The sequence below is a fragment of the Burkholderia sp. 22PA0106 genome (genome assembly GCF_047497155.1).
Classification (GTDB): Bacteria; Pseudomonadota; Gammaproteobacteria; order Burkholderiales; family Burkholderiaceae; genus Burkholderia.
In genome coordinates this window covers 516,356-532,172 of the sequence record NZ_CP163163.1, presented here as the reverse complement: position 1 = coordinate 532,172, position 15,817 = coordinate 516,356, and the positions used below count along the sequence as shown (strand labels likewise).

General features: G+C 65.5%; 17 protein-coding genes. 6 read left to right on the top strand and 11 right to left on the bottom strand.

The window, feature by feature from the left end; translation table 11 throughout:
* Positions 1-73 precede the first annotated feature (73 nt).
* The 3 genes from AB4850_RS17305 to AB4850_RS17295 are packed head-to-tail and all read left to right on the top strand — an operon-like array spanning position 74 to position 2,643.
* Positions 74-1,336, top strand: coding sequence for a M48 family metallopeptidase (locus AB4850_RS17305; protein ID WP_414444246.1), 1,263 nt, complete (start codon positions 74-76; stop codon positions 1,334-1,336).
* Positions 1,333-2,277, top strand: coding sequence for a ribosome small subunit-dependent GTPase A (gene rsgA / locus AB4850_RS17300; protein ID WP_414444245.1), 945 nt, complete (start codon positions 1,333-1,335; stop codon positions 2,275-2,277). The genes AB4850_RS17305 and rsgA overlap by 4 nt, the downstream gene beginning before the upstream one ends.
* Positions 2,278-2,304: 27 nt before the next feature.
* Entirely contained in the window at positions 2,305-2,643 is a 339-nt protein-coding gene (locus AB4850_RS17295; RefSeq protein WP_414444244.1) for a putative signal transducing protein, read from the top strand.
* 88 nt (positions 2,644-2,731) lie between these two features.
* Here AB4850_RS17295 and AB4850_RS17290 read toward each other — a convergent pair whose 3' ends face one another.
* The 6 genes from AB4850_RS17290 to rpsP all read right to left on the bottom strand — a co-directional run bounded on the left by AB4850_RS17290 (position 2,732) and on the right by rpsP (position 6,903).
* Positions 2,732-3,670: a CobD/CbiB family protein gene (locus AB4850_RS17290; RefSeq protein ID WP_414444243.1), complete on the bottom strand. Its 939-nt coding sequence runs from the start codon at positions 3,668-3,670 to the stop codon at positions 2,732-2,734.
* A 110-nt stretch (positions 3,671-3,780) separates the two neighbouring features.
* The gene (locus tag AB4850_RS17285) at positions 3,781-4,470 is read right to left on the bottom strand and encodes a CoA pyrophosphatase (protein WP_414444242.1); all 690 of its coding nucleotides are present in this window, start codon (positions 4,468-4,470) and stop codon (positions 3,781-3,783) included.
* Between the two features lie 87 nt (positions 4,471-4,557).
* On the bottom strand, positions 4,558-4,953 hold the full coding sequence (gene rplS, locus AB4850_RS17280) for a 50S ribosomal protein L19 (RefSeq protein WP_414444241.1): 396 nt from the start codon (positions 4,951-4,953) through the stop codon (positions 4,558-4,560).
* Between the two features lie 139 nt (positions 4,954-5,092).
* Complete coding sequence (trmD, locus tag AB4850_RS17275) at positions 5,093-5,890, bottom strand: tRNA (guanosine(37)-N1)-methyltransferase TrmD (RefSeq protein WP_414444240.1); 798 nt, start codon at positions 5,888-5,890, stop codon at positions 5,093-5,095.
* A 1-nt stretch (position 5,891) separates the two neighbouring features.
* On the bottom strand, positions 5,892-6,605 hold the full coding sequence (gene rimM, locus AB4850_RS17270; RefSeq protein ID WP_414444239.1) for a ribosome maturation factor RimM: 714 nt from the start codon (positions 6,603-6,605) through the stop codon (positions 5,892-5,894).
* 43 nt (positions 6,606-6,648) lie between these two features.
* Positions 6,649-6,903, bottom strand: a complete 255-nt coding sequence (gene rpsP, locus AB4850_RS17265; protein WP_012734974.1) for a 30S ribosomal protein S16 — start codon at positions 6,901-6,903, stop codon at positions 6,649-6,651.
* Positions 6,904-7,095: 192 nt separating this feature from the next.
* Here rpsP and AB4850_RS17260 point away from each other — a divergent pair, with 192 nt between their 5' ends.
* A complete protein-coding gene (locus tag AB4850_RS17260; RefSeq protein ID WP_414444238.1) occupies positions 7,096-8,271 on the top strand; it encodes a PQQ-dependent sugar dehydrogenase in 1,176 nt (391 codons plus the stop codon).
* Between the two features lie 63 nt (positions 8,272-8,334).
* Positions 8,335-8,793, top strand: a complete 459-nt coding sequence (locus AB4850_RS17255; RefSeq protein WP_414444237.1) for an NINE protein — start codon at positions 8,335-8,337, stop codon at positions 8,791-8,793.
* A 22-nt stretch (positions 8,794-8,815) separates the two neighbouring features.
* Here the strand turns inward: AB4850_RS17255 and AB4850_RS17250 are convergent, their stop codons facing one another.
* Together AB4850_RS17250 and AB4850_RS17245 are read right to left on the bottom strand one after the other, a co-directional pair.
* On the bottom strand, positions 8,816-9,946 hold the full coding sequence (locus AB4850_RS17250; protein WP_414444236.1) for a PA0069 family radical SAM protein: 1,131 nt from the start codon (positions 9,944-9,946) through the stop codon (positions 8,816-8,818).
* Between the two features lie 98 nt (positions 9,947-10,044).
* A complete protein-coding gene (locus tag AB4850_RS17245; protein WP_414444235.1) occupies positions 10,045-10,533 on the bottom strand; it encodes an Lrp/AsnC ligand binding domain-containing protein in 489 nt (162 codons plus the stop codon).
* 146 nt (positions 10,534-10,679) lie between these two features.
* Between AB4850_RS17245 and AB4850_RS17240 the strand changes: the two genes are divergently transcribed.
* Positions 10,680-11,966 (top strand): D-amino acid dehydrogenase, encoded by a 1,287-nt coding sequence (locus tag AB4850_RS17240; RefSeq protein WP_414444234.1) that lies wholly within the window; start codon positions 10,680-10,682, stop codon positions 11,964-11,966.
* 75 nt (positions 11,967-12,041) lie between these two features.
* Here AB4850_RS17240 and AB4850_RS17235 read toward each other — a convergent pair whose 3' ends face one another.
* The 3 genes from AB4850_RS17235 to AB4850_RS17225 all read right to left on the bottom strand — a co-directional run bounded on the left by AB4850_RS17235 (position 12,042) and on the right by AB4850_RS17225 (position 15,645).
* Positions 12,042-13,832, bottom strand: coding sequence for an acyl-CoA dehydrogenase (locus tag AB4850_RS17235; RefSeq protein ID WP_414444233.1), 1,791 nt, complete (start codon positions 13,830-13,832; stop codon positions 12,042-12,044).
* 106 nt (positions 13,833-13,938) lie between these two features.
* A complete protein-coding gene (locus AB4850_RS17230; protein ID WP_414444232.1) occupies positions 13,939-14,874 on the bottom strand; it encodes an electron transfer flavoprotein subunit alpha/FixB family protein in 936 nt (311 codons plus the stop codon).
* Between the two features lie 12 nt (positions 14,875-14,886).
* Positions 14,887-15,645 (bottom strand): electron transfer flavoprotein subunit beta/FixA family protein, encoded by a 759-nt coding sequence (locus AB4850_RS17225; protein ID WP_414444231.1) that lies wholly within the window; start codon positions 15,643-15,645, stop codon positions 14,887-14,889.
* Between the last annotated feature and the right edge of the window lie 172 nt (positions 15,646-15,817).

The following is a 15,817-nucleotide window of genomic DNA, read 5'->3' as shown; positions in this document are numbered from 1 at the left end:
GGGCCGAAAACCGTCGAGCGTACCCCCGCCGCTAGAACTTATAATTCTCGCATAGATACCACCGGCCTCCCTGATGTCCGCTTACTCGTTCACCCTGTTGTTCGCCGCCGCGATCCTCGCGATGGTCGGCGCCAAGCTCTGGCTCGCCTCGCGCCAGATCCGCTTCGTCACCGCGCACCGCGGCGCCGTACCCGTGCAGTTCCGCGACTCGATTCCGCTGGCCTCGCACCAGCGCGCCGCCGATTACACGGTCGCGCGCACGCGCCTGACCATGCTGCAGATCGTGACCAGCGCGGCGGTGCTGATCGTGCTGACGCTGTGCGGCGGCGTCGGCGCGATCGACCAGGCGCTGCGCGGCTGGCTCGGCGGCAGCCATTACGTCCAGCAGATCCTCGTGATCGTGGTGGTGATGGCGGTCACCAGCCTGCTCGAACTGCCGTTCGAATACGTACGCCAGTTCGGCATCGAAGCCCGCTTCGGCTTCAATCGCATGACGCGCACGCTGTTCTTCAAGGATCTGGCCCTCAGCACCGTGGTCGGTACCGCGATCGGGCTGCCGCTGCTGTTCGTGGTGCTGTGGCTGATGAATCGCGCGGGGCCGCTGTGGTGGCTCTGGGCCTGGATCTTCCTGGTCGCCTACCAGATGCTGGGGCAGGTGATCTACCCGAGCTTCATCGCGCCGATGTTCAACAAGTTCGAGCCGCTCGCCGACGAAGCGCTGCGCGCACGCATCGAAGGCCTGATGAAACGCTGCGGGTTCGCCGCGAAGGGCCTGTTCGTGATGGACGGCAGCCGCCGCTCCGCGCACGGCAACGCCTACTTCACGGGCTTCGGCGCGAACAAGCGCATCGTGTTCTTCGACACGCTGATCGAGCGGCTGTCGGGCAGCGAGATCGAGGCCGTGCTGGCGCACGAACTCGGCCACTTCAAGCGCCGCCACATCATCAAGCGCATGATCGTCGTGTTCGCAATGAGCCTCGTGCTGTTGGCCCTGCTCGGCTGGCTCGCGGGCCGCACCTGGTTCTACACGGGCCTCGGCGCGATGCCGTCGCTGACGGGCAGCAACGCGGGCCTCGCGCTCGTGCTGTTCTTCCTGGCCATGCCGGTATTCCTGTTCTTCGTCACGCCGCTCAGCAGCATGAGCTCGCGCAAGGACGAATTCGAGGCCGACGCGTTCGCCGTCGACCACACCAACCGCCAGGATCTCGTCAACGCGCTGGTGAAGCTCCATGAGGACAACGCCTCGACGCTGACGCCCGACCCGGTCTACACCAGCTTCTACTACTCGCATCCGCCGGCTTCCGTGCGGATCGACCGACTGCTCGGCGCCGCATGACGCGCGGCCGCCAGCAAGGCCCGGGCAAGCCGGCCAAGTCGAGCGCCGAGCGCATCACCGGCCGCGTGATCGCGGCGCATGGCCGCCATTACCTGGTCGCGCCCGTGGACGGCGGGCCGATGCTGCAATGCTTCCCGCGCGGCAAGAAGAGCGAGATCGCCGTGGGCGATCGCGTGCAGTACGAGCGCAGCTCGGCCGACCAGGGGGTGATCGTCGAGATCGACACGCGGCGCAACCTGCTCTATCGCTCCGATCAGTTCAAGTCGAAGCTGTTCGCCGCGAACCTCGACCAGTTGCTGATCGTGCTCGCCACCGAGCCGTTCTTCAGCGAGGACCTGCTCGGCCGCGCGCTGATCGCGGCCGAGGCCAATGCGCTGAAGCCGGTCATCGTGTTGAACAAGATCGACGTCGAGGCCGCGCTGCCGGTAGCCCGCGAGCGGCTCGCGCCGTATCGCGCGCTCGGTTACGACGTGGTCGAATTGTCGGTGAAGGGTGCGCCCGACGACACGCTGGCGCAGTTGATGCCGCGCCTGGCCGGCCACTCGACGATCCTGCTCGGCCAGTCCGGCATGGGCAAATCGACGCTCGTGAACCTGATCGTGCCCGAGGCCGAGGCCGCGACGCGCGAGATTTCCGCCGCGCTGAACAGCGGCCGCCACACCACCACGTTCACGCGGCTCTATCCGCTGGCCGACGGTGGGGCGTTGATCGATTCGCCGGGCTTCCAGGAATTCGGCCTCTACCACTTGACCGAAGGCCAGTTCGAGCGCGCGTTCCCCGAATTCCGGCCGCTGCTCGCCGACTGCCGCTTCTACAACTGCCATCACCTGCACGAGCCGGGCTGCGCGATCCTCGCCGCCGTGGAGGATGGCCGGATCTCGAAGTCGCGCCACGCGCTCTATGCGCAGCTCGTGCACGAGGCGAGCCAGATCGTCCGCTGACGATCTCCGCCTCCCCTGCCTGCTCCGATGCGCATCCCGGCCCCCGATCTCTCGACCGCCCATCATTGGGTCAACGTGCTGAACGCGGTCGGCATCGGCTGCGAACTGCACAACCGCTTCGCGACCGGCGCGCTCGGCGGGCTGCCGCCCGACCAGTGCGCGCCCGAGATCTGGCTCGACGACGACCGCGATATCGCGCTCGCGCGGCGCATCCTCGAAGCAGCGGCATCGGGGCCGCCGGCCGGTGCATCGCGCTGGCGGTGCGGCGGCTGCGGCGAATGGCTCGATGCGCAGTTCACGGCGTGCTGGCGTTGCGGGCGAATCCGCGATCCGCGCGACGACGAAGCGGCGCCCGATATACGCTGACCGCCGCGCCGTATCGGCGCTCGAAAAGCAAAAAGCCGGCTGCGAACGCCGGCTTCTTTATTTCAAGGCGCGCCACCCGCGCCGCGTATCACGACACCCACACCGCCAGCGTCAACATCAGCAGCAGGATCATCCACAGGATCACGGCGCGCCAGACCAGGCCGACGGCCGATTGCAGCGTGCGTGGCGTACAGTCGTCGCCGACCGCCAGCGGGCCACTGTCGCCCACCGACAACGCGTCGACGCTCGACGGCTCGGCCAGCGGGCCGGCCAGGCGCGCGCCAAGCGCACCACTGCCCGAAGCCAGCAGCACGCCGTCGTTCGAGTCGGGCCACTGGCGTGTGTGATTGCGCCATGCGTAGATCGCATCCTCGAAATTGCCGACGATCGCGAAGCCGAGCGCCGTCAGCCGCGACGGAATCCAGTCGATCACGAAGAAGGCGCGCTGCGCGAAATTGGAGAACGCCTCGGTGCGGTCGTCGGTCGGCACGGACCAGCTGCGCGACAGATATTCGGCGATCCGGTACAGCACCGCGCCGGCCGGGCCGAGCGGCAGGACGAACCAGAAGAACACGCCGAACACATGGCGATGCGACGCCACCACGGCATGGATCAGCGTATGACGCACGATCTCGCCAACCGGCATGTCCACGGTATCGAGCCCGGTCCATTCGGCCAGCACTTCGCGCGCGCGCGGCACGTCGTCGTTGTTGAGCGCGAGATGGATATCGGTGAAGTAATGGCTGAACTGGCGGAAGCCCAGCGTGAAATAGACCACCACCACGTTCCAGACGAACGCGAAGGCGAAGCTGATCTTGAACAGCAGGTAGTAGACGAGCGCGACGGCGAGCACCCAGGGCACCACGACGACGAGCCAGGCCAGCACACCATGCTTCTTCTTGCCGGCGTCGAAGCCGTTCGCCGCAGTTTCCGCATGGAACTGGAACAGCGCAAACACCGGATTGCCCGGCGACAACGCGCGCACCTGCTCGATGATGAGGGCGAGGAGAACCGAAAAGAAAGTCATGCGAAAGGGCGTGCCATCCTGGGTTATACGATTTTTCGCATAACGATAGCACAGCGCAATGGCGCGAGGGCTCTAGCCCTGCGACACACCGGACGCCGGCTGTCGTGCGATCAGGAATGCGCGGCAAGAAAGCGATACAGATTGCGCAACATGCCGGCGGTTGCACCCCAGATGAAGTAATGGCCGTCGTCGCGCGCGTCCGGATAGGGCATCGCAAAAAAACGACGTTCCCCGCCTTCCCATTTGAACAGCCGCACTTCGTGATGCTCGGGCGCCATCAGGAAGGCCAGCGGCACCTCGAAAATCTCGGCCACTTCGAGCGTATCGGCCTGCACGGCAAACGGCGGATGCACGATGCCGACCACCGGCGTGACGCGATAACCGGTGCCCGTCAGATATTCGGGCAAGTTGCCGAGCACTTCGACATGTTCGCTGTCGAGTGCGATTTCCTCGCGTGCCTCGCGCAATGCCGTGGCCGTTGCATCGGCATCGAACGGCTCGCGGCGGCCGCCCGGAAAGCTGATCTGGCCGGGATGATCGGTCAGGTGATCGGCGCGCTGGGTCAGCAGCACCGTGAGCCCGTCGGCACGCGCCACGAGCGGCACCAGCACGGCCGCGATACGTGGATCGCGATAATCGGCCAGGCGCGCCTCGGCCGGCTCCTGCGTCCAGCCGTAGGACTGCGCGAAACGCTCGCGCAGCCCGGCCGGCGTCAGCACGGCCGGCGGCACCGTCGGCAGGCCGGCGCCGGTCGATTCGACAGGCAGCACTTCGGGATCGATGATCGGGCGACGGGTCAAGGGGCGCTCGCGGAAAGGTCTGACGGAAGCGTATTGTCGCCCCGGAATAAAAAAAGCACCCGGTGGGGTGCTTTTTCCTTACAGCATTTACGCCTGCTCTTGCTTGGCGGCGGTGCGATCCTTCAGCACCAGCTTTTCCTTGATTCGAGCCGACTTGCCCGAACGCTCGCGCAGGTAGTACAGCTTGGCACGACGGACATCGCCGCGACGCTTGACGATGATGCTCGCGAGCAGCGGCGAGTACGTCTGGAACGTACGCTCGACGCCTTCGCCCGACGAAATCTTGCGGACGATGAAGGCCGAGTTGAGGCCACGGTTGCGCTTCGCGATCACGACGCCTTCGTAGGCCTGAACGCGCTTGCGGGTACCTTCGACCACATTCACGTTCACGATCACCGTGTCGCCCGGGGCGAAATCGGGGATCGTCTTGCCTTCGAGCGCGCGCTCGATTTCTTCCTGCTCAAGTTTTGCGATCAGATTCATTGCTGACTCCTAAAGCCATCGTGTCGGAGTTGGTACCTTGTCCGCTTCCGGACCCGGCCCCGATAGAGGATGGATTCACATCTGGCGTCGCGCACGCATGCACGACACCGCCTTTTTCCCGGACCACCACGGAAAGGCTTCAGCTCGAAGCTTTCCTCGCGGCCTTCGCGAGACTTGCAAGCCACGCCTCGTCGGCCCGGCTCAACAACTGTTGCTTGCGCGCCCGGTCGATCAGATCGGGCCGCTTCTGCCATGTATTGCGCAGCGCTTCCTGCCGCCGCCACTTCTCGATTTCCGCATGATGGCCGCCGAGCAGCACATCGGGCACCCGCACGCCGTCGTATTCCTCGGGCCGCGTGTAATGCGGGCAATCGAGCAAACCGTGCACGAAACTGTCCTGCACCGCCGACTGCGAATCGTTCAGCACACCCGGCAGCAGGCGCACCACCGCATCCATCAGCGCCATGGCCGGCAATTCACCGCCCGACAGCACGAAATCGCCGAGGCTGATTTCCTCGTCGACGACACGATCGAGCAAACGCTGATCGATCGCTTCGTAGCGGCCGCACAGCAGCACGACACCGGGCTCGGCCGCCATTCGCACCACACGTTCGTGGGTGAGCGGCGCGCCTTGCGGCGACATCATCACCACCCGCGTCGACGCAATGCCCTGCTCGGCCTGCGCGGCCTTGGCCGCGCCGATTGCTGCTTCGAGCGGCTTGGCGAGCATCACCATGCCCGGACCGCCGCCGTAGGGTCGATCATCGACCGTGCGGTAGTTGTCCGTGGTGAAATCGCGCGGATTCCACGTGCGCAACCCGAAGCGCTCCTGCTTGACCGCCCGGCTGGTAATTCCCCAGCCAGTCAGCGCCTGGAACATTTCGGGAAAGAGCGTGACGACATCGAACTGCATCGCGCGCTCCTGTGCGTCGTTCATTTCAGTAATCGGCTTCCCAGTCGACGACGATGCGCTTCGCCGCCTGGTCGACCGTTTTCACGTACACCCCGACGAACGGGATCAGACGCTCGCCCGTGACGGGCTTGCCATCCTTGCCGCTGGCCGGATAGTCGACGCGCATGACCGAATGCGCGCCGTTGTCGATCATCTCGCCGACGCGGCCGAGTTCGACACCCGCTTCGTTGACGACATCGAGACCGATCAGGTCGACCCAGTAGAATTCGTCGTTGTCGAGCGCCGGGAAATCTTCTCGACGCAGGAACAGACGGTAGCCGCGCAGCGCCAAAGCCTGATCGCGATCGGCCAGACCGGCCAAATGCGCGACGACCGTATCGGCGTGCGTTTTCGACTGCGTGATGCTGACGGAAAGACGTTCCGCCCCTTTCTCGAGCCACACGAGGCGCGCCTTCAGCAGCGCATCGCCACCACGGCCCACGCCCGAATGGGGCACGATCTTGACCCAGCCCTTGAGGCCGTAGGCATCGACGATCGCACCGACCTCGATCGCATCGTCGGGCCACGCTTGCGCCGCACCGATGCCGACCGAGGCTTGCCCCGGGTTGCTGCTTGCTGCCGCCGGCTTTGCGCTGCTCTTTTCAGAGGAACGCTCGACCGGTTTGCGGACAAACACGCCAAACGCAGACGCTTCGCGTGTACCGCCTTTGACATCACCGGATGAATCGTGACCGGACATTCAGACCACCTCTCGGCCGCAATTACCGGAAAACCGTGCCATATTAGGCAGCCGGTTGTGCCTTTTGTGCTTCCTTCACGAGGCGAGCGACGGTCGGCGACAGTTGTGCGCCAACGCCTTGCCAGTACGTCAGACGATCCTGAGCGATACGCAGCGATTCGCCCTTCGTGGCGACCGGGTTGTAGAAGCCAACGCGTTCGATGAAGCGGCCGTCACGACGATTACGCGAATCGGTAGCAACGATGTTGTAGAACGGGCGCTTCTTCGAGCCACCGCGAGCCAGACGGATGATAACCATATGAAATCCTTCGGGAAAACCGGGTTCGGAACTGCTGAAACCCGCGATTATAGCGGGAAACCAAAGACATAACAAACACTTACGGCAGAAAAAGCGCGGCACCGCCCAATCGCCAGCGGTCACGGCGTTTCGCCGCCGAGCTCCTACACTGATTGAACCGTGCCGCCGCACCGCACACGACCCGATCGATCCATGCCCCTGCCCTCGCTCCCGTTCCGCGCTTTGCTTCATCGGTTCGCCATCATCGGCGCGACGCTGCTTGCCGCCAGCCTCGTCGCCGAGGCCAGCGCGGCCGCGCCGCCCATCGACAGGTTGACCGTGCCGCCCGGCTTCAAGGTGGAGGTGCTGGCCGCCGACATCGCGAATGCTCGCGAGATGGCCTGGTCGCCGCGCGGCAATCTTTATGTGGGTTCGACCGAGGGCAGTGTCCACGCGCTGACGCTGCGCGACGGCCGCGTGGTGGCGCGGCACGTGGTGGCGTCGGGCCTGGAAATGCCGGTGGGCGTGGCCTACCGCGACGGCGCGCTCTATATCTCCGCGATCTCGCGCATCCTGCGTCTCGACCGGATCGACGACCAGCTCGCCGCGCCACCCAAGCCGGCGCTGGTGACCGACAGGCTACCCACCGATCGCCAGCACGGCTGGAAATTCATCGCATTCGGCCCCGACGGCAAGCTCTATGTGCCGGTCGGCGCGCCCTGCAATATCTGCGAACCGGATCGCGACCGCTACGCGATGCTGGGCCGCATGAACCCCGACGGCAGCGATTATCAGGTGTTCGCGCGCGGCATCCGCAATACGGTCGGCTTCGACTGGCATCCGGCGACGCACGCGCTGTGGTTTACCGATAACGGCCGCGACATGCTCGGCGACGACCGCCCCGACGACGAACTGAATCAGGCGCCGCGCGCCGGCCTGGATTTCGGCTATCCGTATTGCCACGCCGGCGACATCGCCGATCCACAATACGGCCGCAGCCACCCGTGCAGCGGCTTCACGCCGCCGGTGGCCAAGCTCGGCGCGCACGTGGCCGCGCTCGGCATGCGCTTCTATACGGGCACGATGTTCCCGGCCGAGTACCGCAACGCGATCTTCATCGCCGAGCACGGCTCGTGGAACCGCAGCAGCAAGGTCGGCTACCGGGTGGTGCGCGTAAGCCTCGGACAGGATGGGCGCACGGCGCGCCAGCAAGTGTTCGCGCAGGGCTGGCTGCAGGCGGACGGCGATGTGTGGGGCCGCCCCGCCGACGTGCTGCCGCTGCCCGACGGCTCGCTGCTCGTCAGCGACGATTACGCCGGCGCGATCTACCGGATCACTTATACCGGGCACCCGGGCGCGACCGACAACCGGCCGGGTGTCGCGCCGTAGAATGCGCCATCGGCGCAGGGGTCGCGCCGCCCCGTCCCGCGCAATTTTTCCTATCGGTTCGTCATGTCCAGCCCACCGCCACGTTTCCGCTCGAAAACCGTCACCGCCGCACTCGCCTTTTTGTTCGGCTCGCTCGGCGCACATCGCTTCTATCTGTATGGCTGGCGCGACCTGGCCGGTTGGGCGCATCTGATCGGCACGCTGCTCGGCGTGCCCGGCCTGTCGCTGCTCGCGCAAAGCGAGCGCGCCTCGCTGCTCGGCTGGGCGTTCGCCGTGCCGGGCGCGATCTCGTTGCTCGCCGCGTTTCTGGCGGCGATCGTCTATGGCCTGCGCGCCGACGAGAAATGGGACGCGCAATTCAACGCGTCGAGCGACCGCCGCAGCCAGTCGGGCTGGACGGTCATCTTCATCGTGATCTTTTCGCTGTTGATCGGTGCGTTCCTGCTGATGACGTCACTCGCGCTGTCGTTCCAGACGTACTTCGAATCGCAGGTGCAGGCCGCCAAGGAACTGTCGCAGTAGCGGGCAGTCACGAGCAGGCCGGCTAGAACAGGCTCAATTGCGGCGTGGCGGCCGCTGCCGCACGCGCCTTCACCGGCTCCGGCGCGCGGAACTGCGAAAAATCGAGAATGCCGCGCGTGCGCTCGTTCAACCCGAGGCGCTTGACCGCTTGCCGGAAGCGCTGCTTCATCAGGTCGGCCCACAAGCCCTCGCCCTTCATCCGGCTCGCGAAATCGGATTCGTAATCCTTGCCGCCGCGCATGTCGCGCACGCGCGCCATCACGCGCTCGGCGCGATCGGGAAAGTGCGCGGCAAGCCATTCGCGAAACAACGGCGCGACCTCCCAAGGCAGGCGCAACACGATGTAGCTCGCATGCGTCGCGCCGGCCTCGGCGCACGCTTCGAGCACGCGCTCCAGATCGGGCTCGGTGACGAACGGAATGACCGGCGCGATGCTGACGCCAACCGGCACGCCCGCGTCGCGCAACGCGCGGATCGTGCGCAGCCGCCGCGACGGCGTGGCCGCGCGCGGTTCGAGCGCGCGGGCGAGATCGGCATCGAGCGTGGTGATCGTGACGGCCGCTATCACCTGGCCCCGCTCGGCCATCGGCGCGAGCAGGTCGAGATCGCGCTCGATCAGCGAATTCTTGGTGATCGCCGCGAACGGCTGCCCGTGATCGTGCATGACCTGAATCACGTCGCGCGTGATGCGCCGCTCGCGCTCGCAGGGCTGGTACGCATCGGTATTGACGCCGAGCGCGATCGGCTCAGGCACGTAGCCACGCTTGCCGAGCTCGCGTTCGAGCAGTTCGGCCGCGTTGACCTTGGCGTAGATCCGACTTTCGAAATCGAGCCCCGGCGACAGGCCCAGATAGCTGTGCGTGGGCCGCGCGAAACAGTAGATGCAGCCGTGCTCGCAGCCGCGATACGGATTCAGCGACACGTTGAACGGGATATCGGGCGACGCGTTGCGCGTGAGGATGCTTTTGGCGTGTTCGTCGAACACCTGCGTGCGCAGCGCCGGACGGGTGTCGTCGTCCTCGCCGGCCCAGCCGTCGTCGACCGTCTCGCGCTGGTCACGCTCGTAACGCCCCTGCAGATTGCCCACCGCGCCACGGCCCTTGCGCGGCGCGGGCGGCGCCACCGGATATTCGACATCGGATCGATCGCTCATCACGCCCCTTCATCACGAACGGCGCAAGCGAAAATTCGCCGCACCGAATACTGTTTATTTATACAGTATTCGGTGCGGCCTGCCAAGCGATCGGCCGATCAGCCGTCGACCGAAATGCTCAGGGTTTCCTTGATCTCTTCCATCACCACGTAGCTCTTGGATTGCACGGCGCCGGGCAGTTGCAACAGGATGTCGCCGAGCAGCTTCCGGTAATCTGCCATTTCACCGATGCGGGCCTTGATCAGATAGTCGAAATCGCCGGACACCAGATGGCATTCGAGCACCTCGTCGATCTTCATGACCTCGCGGCGGAACTGCTCGAACATGTTGCCGCTCTTGTGGTCGAGCGTGATCTCCACGAACACCAGCAGCGCCGCGCCCAGCATGGCCGGATCGACACGCGCGTGATAGCCGGTGATCACGCCGTCGCGCTCCATGCGCCGCACGCGTTCGATGCACGGCGTGACGGTCAGGCCGACCTGCTCGGCCAGGTCCTTCATCGCCATGCGGCCGTCCGCCTGGAGCAGCCGCAGGATGCGACGATCGAGCTTGTCGAGGGCACGGACTGGTTGACGTTGCGTTCTCATCCGGTTTTTTCTGAAAATTGAAAAAATACAATAACAAAAACTGGAACTCGAACAATACCATAGCTGAAAAAACCAGGTCGTGACGTGAAGGCAGCGATGCAGGTGCATCCCCACGGCGTTCCGGCTTTTTCCCATCTGGAGCAGCTATGCGTGTCGTGATTCTCGGAAGCGGTGTGGTGGGCGTGACGAGCGCCTATTATCTGGCGCGCGCCGGCCATGAAGTGACGGTGATCGACCGCGAGGCCGGCCCGGCGCTGGAAACGAGCTTCGCCAATGCCGGCCAGATCTCGCCCGGCTATGCCGCGCCGTGGGCCGCGCCCGGCGTGCCGCTGAAGGCCGTCAAGTGGATGTTCGAGAAGCATGCGCCGCTCGCGATCCGCCTCGATGGCTCGCGTTTCCAATTGCAATGGATGTGGCAGATGCTGCGCAACTGCACATCCGAGCGTTACGCGGTGAACAAGGGCCGCATGGTGCGTCTCGCCGAATACAGCCGCGACTGCTTCCAGGCACTGCGCGCCGACACCGGCATCCAGTACGAAGGCCGCACCGGCGGCACGCTGCAACTGTTCCGCACGCAGGCGCAGTTCGACGGCGCGGCGAAGGACATCGCCGTGCTGCGTGACGCCAACGTGCCGTTCGAGCTGCTGACGGCCGACCAGTTGAAGAACGCCGAGCCGGCGCTGGGCGCCGTGTCGCACAAGCTGACAGGCGGCCTGCGCCTGCCGGGCGACGAAACCGGCGACTGCCAGTTGTTCACCACGCGCCTCGCCGCGATGGCCGAGGAACTGGGCGTGCAATTCCGCTACAACACCTCGATCGACGCGCTCGCCGTGGCCGGCGGCCGAATCGCCGGCGTGCAATGCGGCAGCGAACTGGTACGCGCCGACGCCTACGTCGTGGCGCTCGGTTCATACTCCACGCGCTTCCTGTCGAACCTCGTCAAGATTCCGGTCTATCCGCTCAAGGGCTATTCGATCACGGCGCCCATCGTCAACGCCGATTCGGCGCCCGTGTCCACCGTGCTCGACGAAACCTACAAGATCGCGATCACGCGTTTCGATTCGCGCATCCGCGTGGGCGGCATGGCTGAGATCGCCGGGTTCGACAAACGTCTGAACCAGGCGCGCCGCGAAACGCTCGAGATGTGCGTCAACGACCTGTTCCCGGGTGGCGGCGACACGTCGAAGGCCACGTTCTGGACGGGCCTGCGCCCGATGACGCCGGACGGCACGCCGATCGTCGGCCGCACGCCGATGCCGAACCTGTTCCTGAACACCGGCCACGGCACGCTCGGCTGGACGATGTCGTGCGGTTCAGGCCAACTGCTCGCCGACCTGATGTCGGGCAAGAAGCCGGCGATCCAGGCCGACGACCTCTCGGTGCATCGTTATCTGAGCGAAACCGGCGGCAGCTCGCGTCCGGCCTACGCCTGATCGGCTGCGGCGGGATCGATAAAAAGGGCACCTCGGGTGCCCTTCGTCGTTACGGCGGAAACCGCGCCAAGCGGGTCAGAACTGGTCTTCGGTCAGCATCAGCACGCTGTCCTTGCCAGTGGCGCCGACGATCGATTCGGCGATCCCGTTCGCCTGCACGAGCACGTGCTGCGCGTAGAACTGCGCGATTGCGATCTTCGCGTCGTGGAACGCCGTATCGTCGGCCCGCTTGCGTTGCGCGGCAAGCAGCGCGCGCGCCATCTGCCAGCCGCACAGCACGATGCCGGCCAGCTTCAGATACGGCACGCTGCCGAGAAACACCGCGTTCGGGTCGCCCTTGGCGTGCGCCACCACGTAATCGACCACCGCGCCGAGCGCCTTCGCGCCATCGGCCAGATGCTTGCGCATCGCGGCGAACGCGGGTGTGTCCTCGGCCCCGAGCGCCTGGACGGTTTCGTCGATCTCGGCCAGCAGCGCCTTCGCCACCGCGCCGCCGTCGCGCACGGTCTTGCGGCCGACCAGATCGTTGGCCTGGATCGCCGTGGTGCCTTCATAGATCGCCAGGATGCGCGCGTCGCGGTAATACTGCGCGGCGCCGGTCTCCTCGATGAAGCCCATCCCTCCGTGCACCTGCACGCCGAGGCTCGCGACCTCGTTGACCATCTCGGTGCTCCAGCCCTTGACGATCGGCACCAGGTATTCGTAGATCGCCTGATGACGGGCGCGCTCGGCCGCGTCGGCATGCGCATGCGCCTGATCGCTGTGCGCGGCGGCGACATAGGCCAGCGCGCGGGCGCCTTCGGTCAGCGCGCGCATCGTGCCGAGCATGCGACGCACGTCGGGGTGATGGATGATCGTGACCGACTGCTTGGCGGAGCCGTCGACGGGCCGGCTCTGCACGCGTTCCTTCGCGAACGCGGCGGCCTTCTGGTAGGCGCGATCGGCCACGCCGATGCCCTGCATGCCCACCCCGAAGCGCGCGGCGTTCATCATGATGAACATGTATTCGAGGCCGCGATTCTCCTCGCCGATCAGATAGCCGATCGCGCCGCCGTGATCGCCGTATTGCAGCACGGCGGTCGGGCTGGCCTTGATGCCGAGCTTGTGTTCGATCGATACGCAGTGCACATCGTTGCGCTCGCCGAGGCTGCCGTCCTCGTTGACAAGGAACTTCGGCACGATGAACAGCGAAATGCCCTTCACGCCGTCCGGCGCGTTCGGGGTGCGGGCCAGCACGAGGTGGACGATGTTGTCCGCCATGTCGTGCTCGCCCCAGGTAATGAAGATCTTGGTGCCGAACACCTTGAAGCTGCCGTCGCCTTGCGGCTCGGCGCGCGTGCGCACCAGCGCGAGATCGGAACCGGCCTGCGGTTCGGTCAGGTTCATGGTGCCGGTCCATTCGCCCGAGATCAGCTTCGGCACGTAGCGCGATTTCTGCTCGTCGCTACCGGCCGTCAGCAGCGCTTCGATCGCGCCGTCGGTCAGCAACGGGCACAGCGCGAACGACAGATTCGAGGCATTGAGCATCTCGATGCACGGCGTGGCGATCAGCTTCGGCAGGCCCTGGCCGTCGTATTCGACCGGATGCTGCAGCCCTTGCCAACCGCCTGCGACGAACTGGCGGAATGCGTCTCCGAAACCGGCTGTCGCCGTCACCACGCCCTGGCTCCATGCGCTGGGCTGCTTGTCGCCTTCGACGTTCAGCGGCGCGAGCACCTCGCCGCAGAACTTCGCGGACTCGTCGAGCACGGCCTGCGCCGTGTCGAAGCCGGCGTCTTCGAAGCCGGGCAGCTTCGCGACGTCATCGATGTCGGCCAACTCCTTCATCACGAACAGCATGTCCTTGACGGGCGCGATGTAGCTCATGGTGCTCCTCTCCTCTGTCTGCTTATGGTCAAAAAAAGGGGCGCTCGCTGCGCCCCTTCGTGGTGGTTATCGGCGCGTCGTCAACGATGCGCGTGGCCGCTCGCGATCAGCCGAGCGCGGTCACGAGCTCCGGCACCACCGTGAACAGGTCGCCCACGATGCCGTAGTCGGCCACGCTGAAGATCGGCGCCTCTTCGTCCTTGTTGATCGCGACGATCACCTTCGAATCCTTCATCCCGGCCAGATGCTGGATCGCACCCGAGATGCCCACCGCGATGTACAACTGCGGCGCGACGATCTTGCCGGTCTGGCCCACCTGGAAATCGTTCGGCACGTAGCCCGCGTCCACCGCCGCGCGCGAGGCGCCCAGCGCCGCACCGAGCTTGTCGGCCAGCGGCTCCAGCGTGGCCGTGTAGTTCTCGCCGCTGCCCAGGCCACGGCCGCCCGACACGATGATCTTCGCGCTGGTCAGCTCCGGACGGTCCAGCTTCGTCACTTCGCGGTTCACGAACTGCGACTTGCCGCTGTCGGCCGCCGCCTCGATCTTCTCGACCGCCGCGCTGCCGCCTTCGGCCGCCACCGGGTCGAAGCCGGTCGCACGCACCGTGATCACCTTGATCGGGTCGCTCGATTGCACCGTGGCAATTGCGTTGCCGGCGTAGATCGGGCGCTCGAACGTGTCGGCGCTGTCCACGGCGGTGATGTCGGAGATTTGCGCGACGTCGAGCTTCGCGGCGATGCGCGGCGCGATGTTCTTGCCGTAAGCCGTGGCCGGCGCGAGGATATGCGAGTAGTCCTTCGCAATATTCAGCACCGTGGCTTCGACGTTTTCCGCCAGCCCTTCGGCCAGTTGCGGCGCGTCGGCCAGCAGCACCTTCGCCACACCGGCGATCTTCGCTGCGGCGTCGGCCGCGGCTTGGGCGTTGCCGCCCGCCACCAGGACGTGGATATCGCCACCGATCTTTTGAGCGGCGGCCACCGTGTTCAGCGTCGCGGCCTTGATCGACGCGTTGTCGTGTTCGGCAATGATCAGAATCGTCATCTTTGTCTCCCCTTACAGCACTTTCGCTTCGGTCTTCAGCTTCTCGACCAGCGTCTTCACGTCGGCCACCTTCACACCTGCCGCGCGCTTCGGCGGCTCGGCCACCTTCAGCGTCTTCAGGCGCGGCGCGACATCCACGCCGAGCTCTTCCGGCTTGATGTTTTCCAGGGGTTTCTTCTTGGCCTTCATGATGTTCGGCAGCGTCACGTAGCGCGGCTCGTTCAGGCGCAAGTCGGTCGTGACCACGGCCGGCAGCGTGAGTGACAGCGTTTCCGAACCGCCGTCCACTTCGCGTGCGACCGTCGCGCGACCGTCGGCGATCGTCACCTTCGAGGCGAACGTCGCTTGCGGCAGGCCGGCCAGCGCGGCCAGCATCTGGCCCGTCTGGTTCGAATCGTCGTCGATCGCCTGCTTGCCGAGGATCACCAGTTGCGGCTGCTCCTTGTCGACCAGCGCCTTGAGGATCTTCGCCACCGCCAGCGGCTCCACGCCCGCATCGGCCGAACCGGCTTCCACCAGGATCGCGCGATCGGCACCGATCGCCAGCGCCGTGCGCAGCGTTTCCTGCGCCTGCGCCACGCCGATCGACACGGCGATCACTTCCGTCGCCACGCCCGCTTCCTTCAGGCGCACCGCTTCTTCCACGGCGATTTCATCGAAGGGATTCATCGACATCTTCACGTTCGCGATATCGACGCCCGTTCCGTCCGACTTCACGCGGACCTTCACGTTGTAGTCGACCACTCTTTTTACCGGCACCAGGATTTTCATGCACACGCTCCAAAGTTACGAATACGACCGACGGCCATTTTATAGCGTCGCCACCATCAAGGCGGCAAAGCGGAGCTATCTGGCCCCTCGACCGACGAGGATAACGTCATTCGGCGACACGCCGGCAATAGCGAACGATCGTACTATTTTAAGAGAGAAAAATCCCTCAAGC